At 41.7% G+C, this 20943-nt stretch carries 14 protein-coding genes and 2 pseudogenes; 9 read left to right on the top strand and 7 right to left on the bottom strand.

Annotated features, from left to right (window positions below; all coding sequences use genetic code 11):
- Window positions 1-21 precede the first annotated feature (21 nt).
- A pseudogene (locus RRG12_RS38345) lies at window positions 22-186 on the top strand (ISH3 family transposase); the annotation flags it as partial.
- Between the two features lie 288 nt (window positions 187-474).
- Here RRG12_RS38345 and RRG12_RS38340 read toward each other — a convergent pair.
- The gene (locus RRG12_RS38340; RefSeq protein WP_420762811.1) at window positions 475-5481 is read right to left on the bottom strand and encodes a beta strand repeat-containing protein; all 5007 of its coding nucleotides are present in this window, start codon (window positions 5479-5481) and stop codon (window positions 475-477) included.
- Window positions 5482-6034: 553 nt separating this feature from the next.
- Between RRG12_RS38340 and RRG12_RS38335 the strand changes: the two genes are divergently transcribed.
- The 3 genes from RRG12_RS38335 (at window position 6035) to RRG12_RS38325 (ending at window position 9402) form a co-directional block, all read left to right on the top strand.
- Entirely contained in the window at window positions 6035-6727 is a 693-nt protein-coding gene (locus tag RRG12_RS38335) for an HAD family hydrolase (RefSeq protein ID WP_069071984.1), read from the top strand.
- Window positions 6728-7173: 446 nt separating this feature from the next.
- Window positions 7174-7923 carry an SDR family NAD(P)-dependent oxidoreductase gene (locus tag RRG12_RS38330; RefSeq protein ID WP_069071983.1) on the top strand — a complete coding sequence of 250 codons (750 nt, stop codon included), beginning with the start codon at window positions 7174-7176 and terminating at the stop codon, window positions 7921-7923.
- Window positions 7924-8025: 102 nt separating this feature from the next.
- Window positions 8026-9402: a dihydrolipoyl dehydrogenase family protein gene (locus tag RRG12_RS38325; RefSeq protein ID WP_420762810.1), complete on the top strand. Its 1377-nt coding sequence runs from the start codon at window positions 8026-8028 to the stop codon at window positions 9400-9402.
- Window positions 9403-9848: 446 nt separating this feature from the next.
- On the opposite strand, the gene RRG12_RS38320 is transcribed toward RRG12_RS38325, so the two are convergent.
- A complete protein-coding gene (locus RRG12_RS38320) occupies window positions 9849-10475 on the bottom strand; it encodes a CPP1-like family protein (protein ID WP_069071981.1) in 627 nt (208 codons plus the stop codon).
- Between the two features lie 647 nt (window positions 10476-11122).
- Here RRG12_RS38320 and RRG12_RS38315 point away from each other — a divergent pair.
- Window positions 11123-11842 carry a response regulator transcription factor gene (locus RRG12_RS38315; protein ID WP_069071980.1) on the top strand — a complete coding sequence of 240 codons (720 nt, stop codon included), beginning with the start codon at window positions 11123-11125 and terminating at the stop codon, window positions 11840-11842.
- Window positions 11843-12037: 195 nt separating this feature from the next.
- Window positions 12038-12175: a hypothetical protein gene (locus tag RRG12_RS38310; protein WP_420762809.1), complete on the top strand. Its 138-nt coding sequence runs from the start codon at window positions 12038-12040 to the stop codon at window positions 12173-12175.
- A gap of 130 nt (window positions 12176-12305) precedes the next feature.
- Here RRG12_RS38310 and RRG12_RS38305 read toward each other — a convergent pair.
- Window positions 12306-12497: pseudogene (locus RRG12_RS38305) on the bottom strand (DUF2811 domain-containing protein); the annotation flags it as partial.
- Window positions 12498-12971: 474 nt separating this feature from the next.
- Between RRG12_RS38305 and RRG12_RS38300 the strand changes: the two are divergent.
- Both RRG12_RS38300 and RRG12_RS38295 read left to right on the top strand, forming a co-directional pair.
- Complete coding sequence (locus tag RRG12_RS38300) at window positions 12972-14273, top strand: MFS transporter (protein WP_420762808.1); 1302 nt, start codon at window positions 12972-12974, stop codon at window positions 14271-14273.
- Between the two features lie 145 nt (window positions 14274-14418).
- Complete coding sequence (locus tag RRG12_RS38295) at window positions 14419-15330, top strand: phosphotransferase family protein (protein WP_420762807.1); 912 nt, start codon at window positions 14419-14421, stop codon at window positions 15328-15330.
- A gap of 121 nt (window positions 15331-15451) precedes the next feature.
- Here RRG12_RS38295 and hisIE read toward each other — a convergent pair whose 3' ends face one another.
- The 4 genes from hisIE to RRG12_RS38275 all read right to left on the bottom strand — a co-directional run bounded on the left by hisIE (window position 15452) and on the right by RRG12_RS38275 (window position 19637).
- Window positions 15452-16102 (bottom strand): bifunctional phosphoribosyl-AMP cyclohydrolase/phosphoribosyl-ATP diphosphatase HisIE, encoded by a 651-nt coding sequence (gene hisIE / locus RRG12_RS38290; protein ID WP_420762806.1) that lies wholly within the window; start codon window positions 16100-16102, stop codon window positions 15452-15454.
- A 326-nt stretch (window positions 16103-16428) separates the two neighbouring features.
- Complete coding sequence (locus tag RRG12_RS38285; protein ID WP_420762805.1) at window positions 16429-17319, bottom strand: hypothetical protein; 891 nt, start codon at window positions 17317-17319, stop codon at window positions 16429-16431.
- A gap of 70 nt (window positions 17320-17389) precedes the next feature.
- A complete protein-coding gene (locus tag RRG12_RS38280; protein ID WP_069071974.1) occupies window positions 17390-17983 on the bottom strand; it encodes a DUF1517 domain-containing protein in 594 nt (197 codons plus the stop codon).
- A 79-nt stretch (window positions 17984-18062) separates the two neighbouring features.
- Window positions 18063-19637, bottom strand: a complete 1575-nt coding sequence (locus RRG12_RS38275) for a pentapeptide repeat-containing protein (RefSeq protein ID WP_069071990.1) — start codon at window positions 19635-19637, stop codon at window positions 18063-18065.
- A gap of 70 nt (window positions 19638-19707) precedes the next feature.
- Here RRG12_RS38275 and RRG12_RS38270 point away from each other — a divergent pair, with 70 nt between their 5' ends.
- On the top strand, window positions 19708-20547 hold the full coding sequence (locus tag RRG12_RS38270; protein WP_069071973.1) for a prephenate/arogenate dehydrogenase: 840 nt from the start codon (window positions 19708-19710) through the stop codon (window positions 20545-20547).
- The last annotated feature ends 396 nt before the right edge of the window (window positions 20548-20943 follow it).

The raw sequence follows: 20943 nt of genomic DNA, 5'->3' as shown, positions 1-20943 counted from the left end.
GTATTTTTGTTGTGTTAGTACAATATTTGGGTTTATCTTCTTTGGTTTAAGATTAGTCGAAAACGAAAGGGTAGGCGATTAATTTATCGTAACCTTTTCTGTCTTAAACAAATGTTAGCTTTTCTACGTCAAGTTGTTGAGCGCAAATATGGAAGTGTTAAAGGTATTTATATTCCATCGGGTTAGCAATCGTTAAAAGTTGCTTAACTATAAGTAAAAGTAATTTATCCCAGCCTACGGGTTAAGATAGTTTCGCAGAAAATGTATCTCAAGTTACAAAATATTGGCGATCGCTCTCTTGGAAAAAACTTTGCGATTTACTGATATTGGTATTAACTGCTTTTACCCGCTCTCTTAGTCGTTCAGGGACTTGCAGTTAAAAAATATCTCATAGTAGGGGCATATAGCTATGCGCCCCTACAAATGTATAAAAAATTTGGGATATTTATTTTTTGCAAGTCCCTCATCACTCTTTTATGGCAAGTATTGATAATCTGAAATATTGTCAAGATACAAATTATAATACTTTATGTTACTAGTTGAATTGCCTGTAATTGTTACCTTTACTAAGTTAATGGTATCGTTGCCATTATTGGTAGCATGGATGGCATTTCCATCAATTACTGAGAGAATATTGTTAGAGATGGTAGCACTACTGCTAACATTATCATCAAAGAATTTTAGGTTAATAGCATCAGTCAATATCGAATCTCCTGGATTAAAATCTCGCACATTGGTAATTGTGTTCCCAGATATTGTAAAGATGGTCTGAGAATTATTCCTGACTTGAAAATTCATTCCATTATTATTGGTTATGGTGTTAATAGTATTACCGGAAACAATAATATTGTTAGCAACAACATCATCAGTAGCTTGGAAATTTATACCATTTGAGGCAGTACTTGTATCTACTCCAGTGATTTGATTATTATTAATAGTTATACTGCTCAAATTAGCACTATCTGTTAATTGAACATCCACACCACTGCCATTATTAGAGATGGTATTATTATTGACCTGTGCTGTACCGGATGCCGTACCAGATAAACTGACGCTAATATCATTTAAGTTTTCTGATAAACTATTATCGTCAATTGTTAAATCCACACTACCCGTAGAATTTTGGGTAAAAATACCAGAACTGTTATTCAAACCGTTAATAATATTCTGATTAATGGTAACTGCACCTGTTACTTCAGATAAAGCAATACTTTCTTGATTGGCATCGGTAATTGTATTCCTATCTATATTGATAGTACCGCTAGAATTTTCTACCTGAATACCTTGCGTACCTGCATTGGTAATAGTATTATCATTAATTTTTGCTATCTCACCACCAGTTAGTTTAATCCCTACAGCTTGGGTATTTTGAATACTATTATTTACTACCTCTAAATTGCCTTGCAAATCATCTAATCCAATACCTTCAGCAGTAGTATTTGAAATTTGATTGTCTGTAATCTGCACATCCAAAGTAGTTGTATTGCTGAAGTTACCCGCACTAATACCGCGTCCAGCTATGTCTAAGATGTTATTACTAGTAACATTGACTGTAGAATTGGCATTATCAAAAAACTCTAGATTGATAGCATCAGTAAAATTAAAATCTCCAGTAGCAGTATCTCTAATGTCGCTAATTGTATTACTAGAAATGGTAAATGCCGCACTACTATCTCCATTGAGTTGAAGATTAATTCCATCTCCATTGGTTATGGTGCTGATAGTATTGCCTGAGACAGTAACATTATTAGCAACGACATCGTTAAAAGCTTGGAGATTAATACCATTGGATGTAATATCTGCATCGACTCCATTGATTTGGTTGTTGTTGATAGTTACACTACTAAAGTTAGCACTATCTGATAATTGTACATCTACAGCAGTACCATTATTAGTGATGGTATTTTCGTTAATTTGTAAGGTTCCCGAAGCGGTACCAGCTAAACTGACGCGAATATCATTAAAGTTTTCTGTCAAATTATTGCTATTTACTGTTAAAGCTGTTGCACCTGTAGTATTGCTTATGACAATGCCATTGTTGGTATTAATGCCATTAACAGTATTTTGGTTAATGCTAACTGTACCTATGACTTCAGATAAGCTAATACTTTCTTGTTGTGCATTTGTAATTGTATTGTTACTAACATTAGTAGTAATGCTTGCGGTTTCTACCTGTATACCTTGCTCACCTGCATTAGTAATATTGTTGTTGATAACTTGAGGATCATTTACCTGTTGTAGTTTTATACCATCTCCAAAAGTATCACTAATGATGTTAGCATCAGCTATGACATTAACTGTATTATCTGAAATTTCATTGAAAATATTAATCCCAGTTCCTTGAATATCAGAGATATTATTTCTGGCAATATTCACCGTTGTATTAATGTTAGAAGCATCAAAATTATCCAAGAATTGCAGGTCAATACCATTACCTTCTGTAGTAATTTGGGAAATAGTATTGTCAGTAATTGCAATTTGTTGAGCATTATCACCACCAGCCAACTGCATATAAATACCATTACCTGCTGTGATTTGGGAAATGTTGTTATTGGAGAGGGTGACATTGGCGTTAGCATTGTCTAATAATTCTATATTTATGCCATCACTAAAGTTAAAGTCTCCTGAATTTGTATCTTGGATATTGCTGATTATGTTACTAGAAATTGTGAATGTTCCACTGCTAGTACCATTGAGTTGCAAGCTGATTCCATCACCATTAGTTATGGTGTTGATAGTATTATCGGAAATGGTGACATCACCCGCAGCCGCGTTTGAAAATGCTTGGAAGTTGATACCACTTGATGCGGTACTTGTATCTATTCCTGTGATTTGGTTATTTTTGATATATACAGTGCTTAAATTGGTATTTTCTCCTAATTGAACATCCACAGCAGTACCATTATTAGTAATGGTATTGTCATTAATTTGTACTATGCCAGTTGTGCCAGCTAAACTAACGCGAACATCATTAAGGTTTTCCGTCAACTGGTTATTAGCAATTGTTAAATTGACATCACCTATGGTATTGGTAAAGTCAATACCAGTATTATTGTTGCTACCATTGATGTTGTTCTGACTAATAGTTGCCGTACCTGTGATTTCCGATAACTTAATGCTTTCTTGGTTGGTATCGGTTAAGGTATTCTCGCTAATATTTGTAGTGCCGCTAGCAGTTTCTACTACAATACCTCGTTCGCCTGTATTATTAATGTTATTGGTAGTAATTGTAGGAGAAATAACTTGAGCTAATTGTATACCATCTCCAGAAATATTGTTGATAGTATTACTACTAATTGTAGGACGAACGATCGCATTATCTATTGCTTGTAATTGAATAGCGCGATCGCCACTATCACCATTGCCAATATTTTGGATAATATTATTAGCAATAGTCACAGTCACATCTGCTTTATCTGCCACTTCAAAGTCAATACCATTATTAGCAGCCACATCTAAAGTATTACCTGTAATCGTGAAGCTAGTAATACTATTGTTAAACAAGTTTACAGCCGGAATTCCAGCTTCAGGTTTGAACAAATCAACTTTAATACTACTATTACCAACATCGGTAATAATGTTATTGGCAATAGTAAAATTACCCTTAGAATTAGCAACGGCATTTATTGAAATTCCTTCATCAACAATCTTAGTCAGGGTGTTACCACTAACTACAAACGTGCCTTGACCTAAATTGCCCAAATTCAAATCGATACCATTTGCACCAGAACCACCATTAACTTGACCATTGTAAGTGATCTGGTTATTGAGGATATTAGCTGTAATGCTAGCGTTGCTAGTACAAGTTTTATCTACAAAGAGCGCATTAAAATCGCGGCAAAGATTAACTTCAATGCCATCTACTCTGTAATTAGTATCAACATCAAAGTTGGTGATGATGCGGTTATCGGTAATTGTTAAATCCGTAATACCTTGGTAATTCCAAACAAAAATACCACTTTCTAAACTAGAATCAATTGCTGGACTGCGTGTATCATTGATAGCATTCCTGGCAATTTCTACCGTACCTGTCACATTTTCTAAATAAATAGCTTCGCTAAAAGCATTGGTGATTTTATTATCTAAAATTCTCACATTACTAATATTAGTTCCCTTAACGCCTCTGGCATCATCAGTACCAGGAATTTGAATATTAAATCCAGAAATAACAGTATTGTTACCCAGTGTAATTAATCCATTTCCAGTGGGAACTATGCCAGTAATTGTTGGATGTATCCCACTACCAGATAAAGGTAGGGTGACGACTCCTAAATCTTTGACATTAACTACTTGTAGAGGCCCACTAGAGAATACTCGAACGCCATCGGGAATAGTAAATGGTGAAAAAGCAGTATCTTGATTAGAACGAACATAAATCACATTGTCTGCTTTAGCTACCGCCAAAGCATCGGCAATTGTACCAAAAGGAGACTCAAAAGTACCATTACCAGTTCCACCAGGAGCTACGTGGATAATGATGGAGCGATTATTATTTGTCGGAGTATCAGGATTATTTGTCGGAGTATCAGGATTATTTATCGGAGTATCAGTGTTATTTGTCGGAGTATCAGTATTATTTGTAGAACCTTGATTTTCTGATTCAATCGTTGCAGTAAAAGCATCAGTTCTTTTTTCAACAGCAACTAGAATATTGGCTTGGTTCTCTACTGTTGTTGCCATCCGCGCTAAAGCGCTATCTTTCTTCGGCTTGCTTCTCCTAGCGCCACTACCAGGGAAATTTGCACCAATACTAAAAGCCAGCCTAGTATCAAATAGGTCATCATTTTGTAGAGAAAGACTCAAACCCAAAAAATCATTAGGACGAGCTTCGATTCTTGTTTTCCAACCAAAAGCTTCCTTGGATTGACCGCCAGAGTAGTAGTATACACCTGCATAGCCCCGCAAATCGCCACTACCAATGCTTGCCAAGCGTGTACCAACCTCTGCATCTACACCAGACATCGCCACTTCTAAAAAGCGCGATCGCTGTATCATTAATGAATCGCCTTGAAAGTATGGCAGATTCGTTTGATCAACTTGGTTTTCTGAAGAGTTCAAGGGAAGATAAGCATTAAAGCGAAAATCCCAACTACCTAAAGCTTCAAAACCTAGCCCTAACTGATCAAAATTACTCTTACCTGTGTCACGAGTAGAATAAGAAATATAGCCACCAATAATCCGATTAGCTTTTTCGCTAAACAATCGATGTCCTAACAATATATTGCCAGCTAAATTCGAGTCATTGTCTAATAAAACCTTCCCTTGTAAGAAAGTCAAAGTATTGCCAGGAGTTTGTAAAACAGGCAAAAATCCCTCAAAACTGCTAAATGATTCATATCCTGCTCCCTCTGTGGTGTAGCGTACTCCAAAGCGGGGGGGAAATATCGGTTCTGTTTCTGGTATTGTTTGAGCAATAGCCGTTGACGCAGAAGCTAAAATTCCAAACAAAGTAATGCAACCCAAATATTTAAAATTATTCATTGGTAGACCTGATATATAAATAGAAACCCAAATTAATGTAGAGACACTACACTGCAATGTCTCCAAAAATTAGATAAACCTGTTGGTAGAATTTTTGCGGCGAATACCAATTACACAAGGACGAGGCTCGGCCGTAGATAGTCTTTAACTTTGATAGCTGCTAGTCAACCACTCATTCGTTATATCTATGTATTGTATTTAGTCAATATCAGTTAGCTGATACAGCTGAAGATATGACCGCTTACATCTTAGTTGTATTTTTTCAAACTGTCACTATAGTTAAAGATGCTTAAAAATCGAGGCTATAGACTACGAATAATCACGGATATAAAGACAGCATTTTTTACTTACAGCTTCCAAGCTCCTGAATTTTATCAGCACTTGGGTTATGAAGTTTTTGGAGAGTTAGAGGATTTTCTCATAGGTCATCGTCGATACTTTCTGAAAAAGTCTTTACAAAAAAACACTTAGTTAAATTCAATAGTGGAGATTATTGGTCTAAAAATAGCCAGATATCTGAGATAATTTTGATAAAAATTAACATTTTGCAGCGATGCTAAGACTGATTACTGACTTCGACGGCCCAATTATTGATGTTTCCGAACGGTACTACCGTGTTTATCAATTTTGCTTGGAAAAAACCCGTCGCTCAGACCAAGCAGTGCAAGAACTTCCGAAAGCGGAATTTTGGCAGTTAAAGCGATCGCGTGTTCCCGAAAAACAAATCGCCTTAAATTCAGGGTTAGACGAAGCCCAAGCACAAGAATTCGCCCAATTACGGCGGCAAACTGTGCATACAGAAGCTTATTTCAACTATGACACTCTCGCACCAGGTGCCGTGGATGCACTGTTAAAAATTCAACAAGCTGGAATTGATTTAGCAGTTATGACCATGCGTCGAGTTCGGGAACTAGATTATGCCTTTAAAAAATACGATTTAGGTAGATTTTTCCCAGAAAACCGTTGTTATTGCCTGAGTAACGACTACGTTAAAACTCGCGATATTGAAGATAAGCCTTTGTTGATGGCTAGGGCTTTAAAAGAATTGCCCGCCGCCGCTGATACCTGGATGGTGGGAGATACGGAAGCCGACATCACCGCTGCAAAAAATTATGGTATTAAGGTGATGGCAGTGGAATCTGGTATCCGCGATCGCACCCAATTGGAACTTTACTACCCCGATTTAATTGTTAAGGATTTTAGCACTGCTGTAGATTTAGTCCTAGAATCTAAACACCTTGTCTAGAAAGGCTCTTTAGGAGAGTACACCTAACCGTATTTTCTCGTGATCTTTTTCAAAAATTAAATAGGATTCCTATATTTAATTCTGCCTAGTACAGCACGGCGTAAATAAACCACCTATTTTAAATGTCTCAAGCCCTTGAAAACAATTTTGAAGATATAGCCGTAGCCACATAGGTTAGGACATTTTGAAAACCCTAAGGCTAGGAATAGCAATACTTTTACCTCCTGCCTTCTGCCTTCTGCCTCCTGCTATATATCCCGGCGGATCACATAGTCTGGGCGACACGAACAAGGAACAACTCAACGCCGACCTGCTGGAATTCGTTAAATCCTGATGCGGATGCACGGATGTGAGACATCGTTAAAAATCTCAATGGGTGCATTCTTGTAGGTTCGCACCTGTTTCGGACAGATATTTGAAACCCAACAACCACAGGAATTACAGGTATGACAAAACTAGATGGAAAAATCGCAGTCGTTACAGGTGCATCTAAAGGCATCGGTGCATCAATTGCAAAACATCTGGCAGCCGAAGGTGCAAGCGTTGTTGTCAACTATGCATCTAGCCAAGAAGGAGCCAATCATGTAGTTGATGAGATTATCAGCAAGGGCGGTAAGGCGATCGCAGTTCAGGCAAATGTAGCCAAAAAGGCAGAGATCGAACATCTGTTTGCACAGACGCAGCAAGCATTTGGCAAGCTTGATATTTTGGTCAACAATGCGGGAATTTATGAATTTTCCCCACTTGAAGACATCACGGAAGAACACTTCCACAAGCAATTCGATCTGAATGTGCTGGGATTGATCCTCACTTCACAACAAGCCGTCAAGCACTTCGGTTCGGCGGGCGGCAGCATTATCAATATCAGTTCCATCGTTAGCACCCTCGCGCCCGCGAATGCCTCAATCTATAGCGCTACCAAAGCGGCTGTTGATGCCGTCACGAAGTCGCTAGCCAAAGAGTTGGGTTCACGTAACATCCGTGTCAACTCTATCAATCCTGGTATGGTGGAAACGGAGGGTACGCACACAGCAGGAATTACCGAGAGCGAAGGTCGCCAACAGACTGAAGCGCAAACACCATTAGGTCGCATTGGACAGCCACAGGATATCGCCCCTGCCGTTGTCTTTCTTGCTTCCTCCGATTCGGGCTGGATCACTGGCGAAACGCTGTACATCGCGGGTGGGCTTCGCTAGCTTTAGATGTCTTGAAGAAGAATTCTGAATTCTGACTCCTGAATTCTTATTTAACTGTGAGAGTTTTATGCAAGCAAACTATCCCCAAGGAGTTTAGCACTGATGGAAACAGCAGATGTCATTGTCATCGGCAGTGGTCAAGGTGGCATTCCACTGGCGGCTGATTTTGCCAAAGAGGGACGCAAAGTTGTCTTGTTTGAGCGAGATGCTTTAGGCGGCAGTTGCATCAACTATGGCTGCACTCCGTCCAAAGCCTTCTTAGCAGCGGCTCATACAGCAGGGCGATCGCACCAGGGTAAGAAGTTAGGCATCCACACGGAGGTAGAGGTGGATTTTCCCGCTGTGATGGAGCGAGTTCGGGGAATCCGCAGCAGCTTTAATCAGGGGATTCGTAAGCGATTGGAAAGTGCGGGTGTTAAAGTCATTTGTGCCGAAGCTTCTTTTGTTGGTGAACGGACGGTCAAAGGTGGGGATGTTACCCTTCAGGCTCCTCTGGTAATCATTAACACGGGCACATCATCGCTGATTCCTGACATTCCCGGACTTGCAGGAACTCCTTACCTGACCAACCGCAATTTCTTTGACTTAAACACCTTACCAGCCCGTTTATTGGTGATTGGAGGCGGCTATATTGGCTTGGAATTGGGACAAGGACTAGCGCGTTTGGGCAGTCAAACCCACTTAATTGTCCGGGGCGATCGCGTCCTTGGGCAGGAAGAGGCTGATGTCAGCGAGGTCTTAGCAGAAGCATTAAAGCAGGATGGGATTGGGCTGCACTTTGGAGTCAATGTGAATCACGTCGCCCACGAGAATAATCTGTTTAGGCTGACTCTGAGCAGTGGTGGACAACTCCAGGGAGAGGCATTGCTGGTTGTGATTGGACGGAAACCCAATACAAGTACATTAAATGCAGCGAACAGTGGAATTGAGCTAGATGATAAGGGATTTATCAAAATTGACGACCAGTTCCATACCACCTGTTCTGGAGTTTATGCGATCGGGGATGCTGCCAAACAGCCTGCCTTTACCCATGTGTCATGGGAGGACTATCGCCGCTTAAAAGCAATTTTGTGTGGAGAAAACCGGACACGGAGCGATCGCGTCCTTGGCTATGCGGTCTACACAGAACCCCAGGTTGGCCGAGTGGGTATGACGTTAGAACAGGCTCAAAAACAAGGCATCAACGCGTGTGCTGTCACATTACCCATGAGCCAAATTGCGCGTGCGATTGAATGGGGGCATGACCTCGGATTTTATCGCCTGGTAATCGACAGGGACACAGACAAAATCCTGGGAGCAACCCTGGTGGGGTACGAAACTGCTGAACTGGTACATGTATTTTTATCCCTGATGGAAGCAGGAGCAACCTGGCAGTTGTTAGAGCGATCGGTTCACATCCATCCCACCTATGGTGAAGCTTTACCCAGTCTGGCACGGTTGCTGCTTGGAGATAACATGCCAGGGTGTCCGAATATGTGAATATGTTATGCACTGAAATGTTTCTCTCGGCATCGCTTTGTATTGCTATATAACCCCATGTGCAACTTTAGACCTCTTGCAAAAGTGCTTTTTGCAAGAGGGGGAAAAGGGTAAAGGGTAAAGGTTAAAGGGGAAGGGGGCAATACAGAACTTTTTCCCCTTCCCCCCGCCCCTTATCCCCAGAGGGGGCCCCACCTTCCCCTTTTCCCGACTTATGCAAGAAGTCTTTTATCTCAAACCTAACCCCCAACCACTTCCCTACAAGGGAAGGGAGCAAAAATCAAAGCCTCTCTCCTCAAAGGAGAAAGGTCAGAATATTAAGTCGCACATCGCGTTATATACGTAGTAAGGGCACATACCTATGTGCCCTTACTACATATCACATCCAAATAAACAATACACATCAATCACATCTTCTTTTTAGAAGCTTACTTACGTATATAGATTTAGCGTAGAAAGCTACTAACCAACCACAAGAATATAAACGTCAGTACAGTAGAGAACTGATTCGATGACAGATTGAGAAATGGTATTTGTGGTAAGAGCCACATAGCAAAGAGTCCCCCAGCGATTAAGCCAATGATTAAACTGACCAGGGTGAACAAAACTGCTCGGCCAAACTTACCTTCCTTGCGATTGAGAAAATAAATACTCGCGCCTACCCCAACCACCAATGCCAGTTGCAAAACCTGATCGCCTCCCTCTGGATAAAACAGGCTAATAGAACTCAAACCAAGAAACCAAGCTCCTGGTAAGAATATATCCGCAGGCGTTGGCTGATCCAGCATCCGTTGCAGCCATGCAGGTGACTGCTCACGAGGGCTTGGACTTTCTTTAGGAGGCGATTGTACTCGCAACTCTGGAAACCGAATGCGTTCAGGGACTTTGATTTTACCTTCCTGGCGCATCCGTAAGCGATCCATTAAAATCGCATCGTAAGCCGCTTCAATTACTTCTAAATGCTTGGCATCGCCACTATGTTGCTCGAATAGGCGATTACGAGCATCCTGAATCTCATCGAAGCTAGCCTCTTCTGATACCCCAAGTTTTTCGTAGGGATTTTGATCGCTCATGGGAGTTTGTTACTTCAGCCTCAGTCAGCGGCAGTTTTTTGTCGAAGAAAAAACAGCTTTAGGTTTTATTTTGATCGAAATTAAAATCTCAACCTATTTTATTCCCTACCAGGATACTAGCACGGGTTAGTTTGATCGACTTTGTAATTTCAACCATAGTCACTTTAACATATCGCTATAACTCCGTGTATACCCTCATGTCGTTGCCTAGTTCTGGCTTTAATCTAGAATTTGAACGGAGAGTACCTAAAAATGCAGAGTTTTTATGAAAAAATCAACTTTACTGTTTCAAATTTGGCAACTTACTGTGCCTTAATCGAATTTTTTTCATTATACTGAATAATCGCTTGTGGTATATATCCGCATATCGATTTAAAATTGAAACGTTTTAAGTTACCACCTAACTCAAATCAAGAAGGTGTCTTGGTATTAAGAACTGTTGCGGCTAAAGTCAGAGCGCTTATACACTGTGGCTAACAGAAGTTTCGCGTTCTCATTGCCCACAATCCTGATTAGAGTATTTATTTTTAAATAGTCAGGATTCTTATACCGGAGCCATGTAGATTCTTAGTTAGTCCCAAAGTGGCAACTGCGTTTTTACGCAACTCTCTTGTTAATCTTACGAATTTTTGTGCAAAGTAATGGTCATGGCTCCTGCCAAGATTCTTGTAGTTGACGACGACCCTGCGGTTCGGAATTTAATCCAACGCTTTTTGATTAAGCAGAACTATCAGGTGGAGGCTGCCGAAGATGGAAAGACAGCCTTAACTCTATTTGAGCAATTTAACCCAGATTTGGTGATTCTAGATGTGAATCTACCAGATGTCACTGGGTTTAACCTCTGCCAAGAGATGCAAAGTCGTAATGGTGTTTTTGTTCTGATGTTGACTAGTCGTGCTGACGAAGCTGACAAAATTCGCGGCTTTGCTAAAGGTGCTGACGACTATCTCACCAAGCCTTTTGGGCTAGGAGAGCTAGAAGTCAGAGTCGGAGCTATTTTGAGGCGTCAGCGAGTGATAACTACGGCCGAGCAGAAACGCTTGGTATTTGAAAAACTGATGATTGATCCAGTGCGACGGGAGGTAGCACTTAATAACCAAGCAGTACCCTTAACTGCTCTAGAATTTGACTTGTTGCATTTTTTAGCCAGTCATCCAGGTCGAGTTTGGCGGCGGGCAGAACTAATCCAAGAGGTATGGGATTATGAGTATGTCGGCGACCAGCGGGTTGTAGATGTCCATATCGGTCAAATTCGCAAGAAGATTGAAATTGATGCTAGTCAGCCAGCATTAATTCAAACTGTACGTGGCGTAGGGTATAAGTTTGAATCTCCTGCTCATCCCCAGCACTTGGAAGCCAAGTCTTGATTTAACAGTCTAGAGTTTTTTTAACTCTTGACTGTTGACTCTTGAGGAAACTGTTATTGAATTTCTTTAGCTTTAGTAAAAAAATAAATTTAGACAATCAATCAAAATAGGTAGTTATTTAACTCATCCCCCGGCTTGAAGCCGGGGGATTTCGAGTCATTGGTCATTAGTCATTGGTCATTAGCACCAAGACTAATGACTAAATCGGCGGGCGGCTATCCCTCCCACCCCTGGTTCGCGCAGCGTCTCGTAGAGAAGGTATGGGATTCACGCCGATTTTTGTTGAAGTATTACTCCTCAGATGGGCGATCGCTTTGGCTTAAAATCCGATGAATGGGGCACGTGTAAGCTGTGCCCCATTAACAGCATGAGCTAGAATGACGACCTTCATAACCAGTACTTATGGGGTGTCTAGTAAATTAGCTGTTGCTGGTGAATCGACACAGGGCATTTCTACTGAGGAGTGGTGAAACAAAGTTTCTAAGTAAACTCGCGCAGCACGGCGATCGCTATCTCCATTTTGGAGTAAAAACAATGATAGCGCCGCCGTCAATACTCTGTTTTCATCCCAATCAGGATGGGTTTCTAAGTAGTTTTTTAAGGATTCGTGGAGTGTTTCGGGAATTTCTGTAAAGATGCTAACCGTTGATTTCATGAGATTTTCCTCCTATGAGGATAATCAAGAGGGACAAGTTGCTTGCGGTGAAGCGGCAATGAGGCTACCTCACACGCTCTTTTGCCAGCCCGACAATCTACGCTCACATCTAACGGTAATATATTTTACACATTTGACGCTGACGGTTGAACGGATTACAAAAGCAAGCCGAATCATTGTGCGCCAAGAGGGGGTGGGTTTGTCAATGCTGCGAAATGTTAAAAACGATTGTATAAAAAATAAATGCGAACGAAATAATCAGGCTTTAAGCCTATTTTTCGTTACTTTACTTTACAAAAACTCAGTCCTTGAAGTTCCTTGCTGCTGTTAATTAACAATCCCCAGTCAGACGGCAAGAAGCTTATTGGCTCGTATAGCACCTGTGGAAAACTGTTAAAATCCCTGTGGAAACCCTGTGGAATCAGTGAGGAAAATTGTAGCCAATGATAAGAATTACAAAAATGTCACCAAACTATGACTTTTAAGCTCATGAAATTAGCTTCTCAGTCTCAGTTGTCATCGTGGCTGCCTTCGATACATCCCCAGGTATGGATTTTCGCAATTGGTAGATTTCTTTCAGAAGTTGGCACCGGCTGTACCCTGTTTTATGCCCCCATCTTTTTTGTCAATCAACTTGGTTTATCTGCAACCAGTGTGGGGGTAGCCTTGGGTAGCGCCTCGATTTCCGGCGTTGTAGGGCGGATTGCGGGTGGTTTTTTAGCTGATTCTGGACACTGGGGACGCCGCCGCACTTTGTTGCTAGCGACGGCGATTTCAGCAATTGCTTCTCTCGTTTTAGCTGCAACCAATAATTTCACTTCTTTGGTAATCGGTAGCTTGATTAGCGGTTTAGGGATAGGTTTCTATTGGCCGGCGGCTGAAGCTGTGGTAGCTGACGCCAGCCAAATTGACAATCGTCGGGAAACTTTTGCGATCGCCAGACTAGCTGATAATCTGGGGTTAGCGATCGGAATTGTGCTTGCTGGGTTGTTGATCGCGATCATTGGGAGTTATCGCTGGTTATTTGTGATTGATGCCATCTCTTTTCTGGTATTTTTTGGGGTTGTCTATGTAGGAATTATTGAAACAGAACAACAGCAGATAGAGGAATCTGAAAAAACAGAACATTTTGCTTCTTGGATGGCAGTATTAAGCGTAGATGCAAAGCAGCTTGTCGTTAGACATCGCCGTTTCTTAGTCTACATAGCAGTTAATATATTTTTCACAATCTATATTTCTCAAATCCACAGCACCCTCCCGCTTTACTTCAAAAACTTTGTCCTTGTAGAAAGTACTGCCACGGGATTTACTGAAACTACCATTAGCGGGCTATTTGCTTGGCATCTGGTGTTCGCCATCATTTGTCAGTTACCTGTCACCAGTATTTTAAAACGCTGCTCTCACACATTCGCACTTACTGTTTCTGCCATTTTCTGGGCAATTGGTTTTGGACTGATTTGGGTAAGCGGTACAGCCACATCTCATCATCTGGCTTGGGTAATTTTGGCATTAGGAGTATTTGCTGTAGCGATTGTCTCCTATACTCCATCTTCTGCTTCTTTAGTGACTGAGTTAGCCCCGGAAAATCAACGCGGTGTCTATTTCTCCATCAATGCTTTGTGCTGGGCTGTTGGCTCTTTTATTGGTCATCCCTTGGGTGGATGGGCATTAGATCAACCACAAATTATTACCAATAGTTACTGGCTAGGCTTCATCTTGAGTGTAGCGATCGCTCTCGCAATTTTACAGTACCTCAATCGAATTCTGGCTGATTAATCACCAAAATGTTACTATGCTTATGTTTAGCGATTTTTTAGGGAGTGAAATCACAGTGGTACGTTGATACAACAAACAGCCAAATCATTATAAGTCGCTGCGATCGACTAAAAGTCCGACACATTTTGATTTTTTGTTTGTTGTAATGGCATCAGGATTTACTGTGAATATTCCTTCCTCGTATCTCGACAAAATTCGTGCAGTCTATCCCAATATCTCTTTTAAGCATCTTGACTTTAATCAAGATGGAATGGTTAACGATGTGGTAATTGTTAATCACGAATTAGTATGTCGCTTTGCCAAAGACAACTGGGGAAAACAGGTACTTTCCCATGAAGCTAAGGTGTTGGAAGTGGTGCAAAAGTATATTGAACTGCGAGTTCCGCACTTTGAACACCTGGAAGAAGGCTTTGCAAGCTACAGATTTATTAAAGGTGAACCGCTATCTCGTAACACCTTGCTAAAGCTAAGTGAAGCATCACAAGCGCGTATCATCTCCCAACTAGCCAAATTTCATCAGCAATTGCACAGCATCCCATATGAAGTTTTAGTTAATGCTGGGGTGTCTTCTTCTGGTGCAGAACGTTCTCGTGAAGATTGGTTGCAGTTGTATGAGCAAGTTCAGGAAACTCTCTTTCCTCACTTATGGCGTCATCAGCAAACTTGGATACATGAACTTTTTGCGCCCGTCATTACAGGTGAACTTGACTTCAACTACACACCCGTACTGATAGATGGCGACAAGCCAGTGTATCACATTCTATTTGACCCGATTTCAGAAAGCATCAGCGGTCTGATTGATTTTGGTACGGCTGGTTTGGGAGATGCAGCTTGTGATATTGCAGTCCAACTCGGTAATTACGGAGAAAGTATTGTGCGGCGTATGGAAAGCGAGTATCCGATGTTACCAGATGTCATCGATCGGGCGCGTTTCTGGATGGGGACACTTGAACTTCAGTGGGCTTTGGCTGGAGTAAAGTTTAACCATATCTCATTGTCATTGGCACATATTGGTTTAGCCAGAGAGGTTCAACCTTTAGGTACACAGTTAAGTTAACCCAGCATAGCCAAGGAAAAACGGCACGCTTGGCACACTTGTTTAATTTTAGAGACTGGCGAAGTTGGGGAAAAGTTTTGTATTTACTTCCCCGACTCGCTCATTTATTTGCTTATATTCTTTATTGGCGACGTTCTTGCAACTTGCGGTACACCGATTTCAAATCAACTTGATGGTGAGCTAGGGCAACCAAAGTATGATATAGCAAATCAGCCACTTCACCTGCGATCGCATCTGCTTCATCATCTTTAAAAGCCATTACCACCTCAGCGGTTTCCTCACCAATCTTTTTCAAAATTTTGTTATCACCACCTGCAAATAGTTTACAGGTATAAGAACTTTCTGTCGGATGATCGCGGCGATCGCATATTATTTGAAACAATTGCGACAATGTATCCCCTGGTGGTGGAGCAATTTTCCCTTCTATTTGGTGGAAACAACTGCGCTCTCCAGTATGACAGGCAATATCACCCAATTGCTCTACCCCAATGAGCAACGCATCACTATCACAGTCATAACGGATACTCTGCACCTTTTGAAGATGCCCCGAAGTCGCCCCCTTGTGCCATAATTCTTGGCGCGAACGGCTCCAAAACCAAGTTTCTTCAGTTTCCAAAGTCTTTTGTAACGACTCCTGATTCATCCACGCCATCATCAGGACAGTACCATCCAGATAGTCTTGGACAATTGCAGGCACCAGACCCCGTTCATCATAGCGAATTTTTTCAACAGGGATGGTGTAATGCAGCGATCGCAAATCGTTAGAAGACATACCAGCTAGTTTGTTCTAATGAGAATAACTTATGGATTCACGATACCACTCAGAATAGGGCAACTGGTATGTTTTTTTATTGAACAATCTTATCTATAGGACTTATATTTGATCGAAGAAGGCAGAAGGCAGATAGCGCAGCGTTAGCAAGTCCGCGAGCGTCGGGCAGGAGGCAGGAGGAAAACTGCCCTTTGTTTCCCGCCGCGACCATAGGGTCTTGGGTTTTATTCAAGGGGTTTGAATCCTATAAGTGAAAAAACCTCCTGCCTCCTGCCTCCTGCCTTCTGACTCCTGCCTCCTGCCTCCTTCAATGAATTGGAAATTTCCTAACGGCGTCTGCTGCCAAAACCACTTGAACGGCGGGGTGCTGTACTACGCCCACTACCAAAACCACTGCCAGAATTGCGTCTGGTAGTGCTGGAGTTACCAGAGGGTCGCAATGTACTACCACCAAAGCCAGAACCAGAAGGACGGTTATTACCTGTAGTGCTACGCGGTGTATTGCGTACATTTGAATTTCCAGGATATGACCTTCTAATTGTTCCTGTATTGCGGAATGCAGTGCGATTTGTCACTGCTGCGGGTGGCGCATTGTAGCGACTTTGATAATTTTGAACTGCTTGGCCATAGCTGCCGCCATATCCACCGAAGCCACTTAAACCTTGACCTGATTGATAAACAGGGGGTACATAATATTGGGGTCGAAACAACATACTACCAATTGCCTGTCCCGCCAAGCTACCAGCCACAGACCCCGCAAATGGTGCCCAGAAGCTATTTTCTCGACGGACTACAACTGTCTCTTGTTGTCCGGTTTGAGGATTGGTTTTATTCTCGGTAACGTTGTGAACGTACTCAAGTTTAAAATCTTCTGTCAGGTATAAAATCGGTTGTCCGTTTTCGACCTTCAGATAGGTTTTCTTGCCCTGCTTGATTTCATCATCAGTTAACCTTGCCATTTGCAAATTTTCGGTTGCAAAGGTTGGGGGCTTATTATTAAGTAAAAACAGGTTGTATTCACCAGTTCCATCGTCATAAGTAGCTTGTTGTATTTGATACTCTCCATCACTCAGCTTCGTTGTAGCCGAGGTTTGGCTAACGTTCTTGGCCGAAGAAGAATTAGTTTGGCTTTCGCCACTACCACAAGCAACAGTTGTGATACACAAACTCAGAGCTAAAAAAACGGCTGTAAATTTACGTACTATGGTCATGATCATTGGATTATTGTCCTATCTCTGAGCTTAACAATTTCTCGATGTGAGTAGTAAGTACGGACTACCCAACACATTATAATGGAATCAATTCTGGGTAATATTGCAACAGTTGATCGCTAGTGAGTTCATCGCCTAACTGTGCTGGGGAAAAATGTACTTGGATTGCCTTCAATCGATGTTTATAATGCAAATTTATCAATGCTTTCAATCCTTCCTTGAGCGCCTGAACGTTAGAAAGATCAGTTTCTAACTCTGGCACTTCTCCTTCATAAGCCACTGTAATCATCACAATGACGTTACGGGTTACAGGTATAGATAAAGGTTCATTCAATCCAGAGTCAGAAGTATAATCTGGTTCGCTGAGATATCTTTCGGCAGAATCAGTAAATAATTCATTCACATAATCTCCTGCTTCGCCTTCATTAAAAAATACGTCACCTTCGTTCGCAGCAGAAAGCCAATATTCATCGTATTGCAGCAGGGTTTGACTAATTTCTACTAATCCTTCTCCCAAAACTTCTAAGTCGCCATCGGCATCGATCGCGTCTCGTCCAGCACTATTTAATACTCCCAAAATTGGCGCTACTTCGCCTCCCCCTAAGTGCAGAAATAGTCGAAACACTACATAGCGAGTTCGACCGATCATTTTATTAAATAAATTAGCCATTTTCGTCCTCCATTTTTTTTGTCATTGGTTATTGGTTATTGGTCATTGGTCATTTGTCATTGGTCATTAGTTTAATGCTCTATGCCTCATGACTAATATAGTGAAATCCTTTGACAAAATCTATTACCATATTTAACGAAGGCAATATATCATATTTTATTGATTCATTAGATATATCATCATAAGTTGAAGCATTGAGAGCAGAGCGATTAATAAATCTTTTCCCAAAGTTGGGATGATCATAGACAATCAAAGTTTGGGCACTGGAATTGGTTAAAATTATTTGGGTTGGAGCTTTACAAAAATTTAACTTAGCGGCTACTTCAATATTTTTTTTCATCTGTTTAATTGTTGTAGCCTGACCTGTGGCTTGTTCTAAAAGAATATTTAATTGCTCGACAATCTGGGGCGATTTTAAATCTTGTTTGGCAACAACTTCACTGTTAATCATTTCCACCATGCTGGAAATATTCTTTTGAATAGATGCCGCATCTAGAAAAGGAAGAATCACAATATACGCAGTGGATAATAATGCTTCGTCGCTATCTACATGAAAGGTGAAAACAGTTCGACGACGACCACTTTCGATGCTTGGGGGTTGTTTTAGTCCCCGGTATTCCTGAGCAATTTGGTAGTAAGCACCTGCGATCGCAAAATTGGCTTCGTGTTCTAGGGCTGCATCAACGATAATCCTTATTGTTGGCGGTGTTTCGTTAAAAAAATCTCGTGACTCTGCGGAATGGAATTTTTGAACAATGGAGCGATCGCCATTTGGGCTAAGATCAACCCATTCACAAATCATACTTTCGGTTTTTAAACCAAACCTGGAGGTGGCATAAAGCTTTGCCCCAGTTAAAGTTGCTCCTGTTAAATCAGCACCAATCCATTCCGCCCTAATTAATTTTGCTTGAGTTAAATTGGCGTGTACTAAACTCGTATTCGTTAAATTGGCATTGCTTAAATCTGCGCCAATTAAATCAGCCCCGCTCAATTTTGCACCGCTCAAATCTGCCCACCGGAGATTTGCACCGCTCAAATCTGCCCACCGGAGGTTTGCGCCGCTCAAATCTGCCCCGCTCAAGTTAGCATGGCTGAGATTAGCTTGTCTGAGTTCAGTTTCTCGCAAATTTGCACCGCTCAGATCAGAACGACTGAGGTCACTGGCGTTTAAGTTAGCCATCTCCAAGTTAGCCCCAGTCAAAGAAGCACCCTTCAAGACCGTCTCGCTTAAGTTAGCGTGGCGGAGATTGGCTTGGCGGAGTGTTGCTTCTCGCAAATCGGCACCGGTGAGGTCAGCTTCCGACAAATCGGTGCGACTGAGATCAGCGCGAATTAACTCGGCGCGGATTAATGAGGCTCCCTTTAGTTGAGCGCGACTGAGATCGGCTCGAATCAAATTAGCGACGTTGAGGCTGGCGTTGTTCAAGATGGCGCTACATAGATTCGCCCCACTCAGTCTAGCGACATTCAACTTGGCATTGCTCAACTTAGCTTCACTCAGATTCGCGCCACTCAGGTTGACTATGCTCAAATTAGCATCGCTCAGATTTATGCCACTGAGTTTTACCCCACTCAGATTAGCTTCTGGGAGGTCAACACCACTAAAGTTTAAGACTCCTGCTGCGTATTTTTCCAGTAATTCCTCTACAGTCATCGATGCTACCCCTTGGATGCCAACTTTAATAGTTGGTAAAGTCATAAAAAACGGAATGTCAAAATCAAAAATGAATATTGGGATTTTAGGATTGGGACTGATTGGCGGATCTTTGGGCTTTGATTTGCGATCGCAAGGACATCATATCTTAGGAGTCAGTCGCCGTGAATCTACCTGTGAAAAGGCAATTACTCTCGGCTGTGTTGATCAAGCATCAGTGGATATGAGCCTGTTAGCAGCCGCAGAGGTTGTATTTATTTGTACTCCTCTAGCGCTTATTGTGCCCCAATTTGAGCAGATGATCGCTCATTTGTCTACCGCTACCATCGTGACTGATGTCGGTTCGGCGAAAGCACAGATAGTAAAAGATATTTCTCCCCTTTGGGATAATTTTATCGGTGGTCATCCAATGGCGGGAAGAACAGACAGTGGGATAGAAGCTGCACAGCGGCATTTATTTGTTGATAAACCTTATGTATTAACACCAATAAATACAACACCAATTAGTGCAATTACGGTTGTAGAAGAAATTGTGCGATCGCTGGGAGCGAATCTCTATTATTGTCAACCAGAGCAACATGACCGCGCTGTTAGCTGGATTTCCCATTTACCTGTAATGGTCAGTTCCTCGTTGATTGCGGCTTGTTTGAGCGAAACTGACCCCGATGTTTTGGAATTAGCCCAAAAGTTAGCTAGTTCAGGTTTTCGGGATACCAGTCGTGTGGGTGGTGGGAACCCAGAGTTGGGCGTGATGATGGCGCGGTATAATCGTCAAGCATTGCTGCGATCGCTGCAACAATATCGTCACAATCTTGATGAGTTGACCAACTTAATTGAGCAAGAAAATTGGGAAGTTTTAGAGGAAAAATTTAAATCAAGGCAACAGGCACGACCTAATTTTGTTGAATAGTAAAAACACGCCTGTCTTAGAGGTTGTTTGAAAAGTATTTGGCTGTGATTTTAGGCACTTAGAGATCCCCCCTAGCCCCCTTAAAAAGGCTACGGTGTACACACAAGTCAAAAAAAGATCAATTTCTCATTGTTCGCTGGTTTATCTCGTTCCTATGCTCTGCATAGGAATGCCTGATTAGAGGCTCTGCCTAGGCTGTTGACTTTGTGCATTTTTCGGGAATTTTTGGGAAAATTATTCGTGTTATTTTTTGTTTGACCTAAACTGCCTGAAACAGGCAGTTTAGGTCAAAAACAGGCGACACATTTTTTGCATGAAGTCTTACGGGCTAAAGGGTACAGAGTCAACACCCTAGGCAGAGCCTCTAATCAGGCATTGCTAGTGCAGAGACTCAAG

Source organism: Nostoc sp. CALU 546 (genome assembly GCF_048836525.1).
This window is presented reverse-complemented; position numbering and strand designations above follow the sequence as displayed.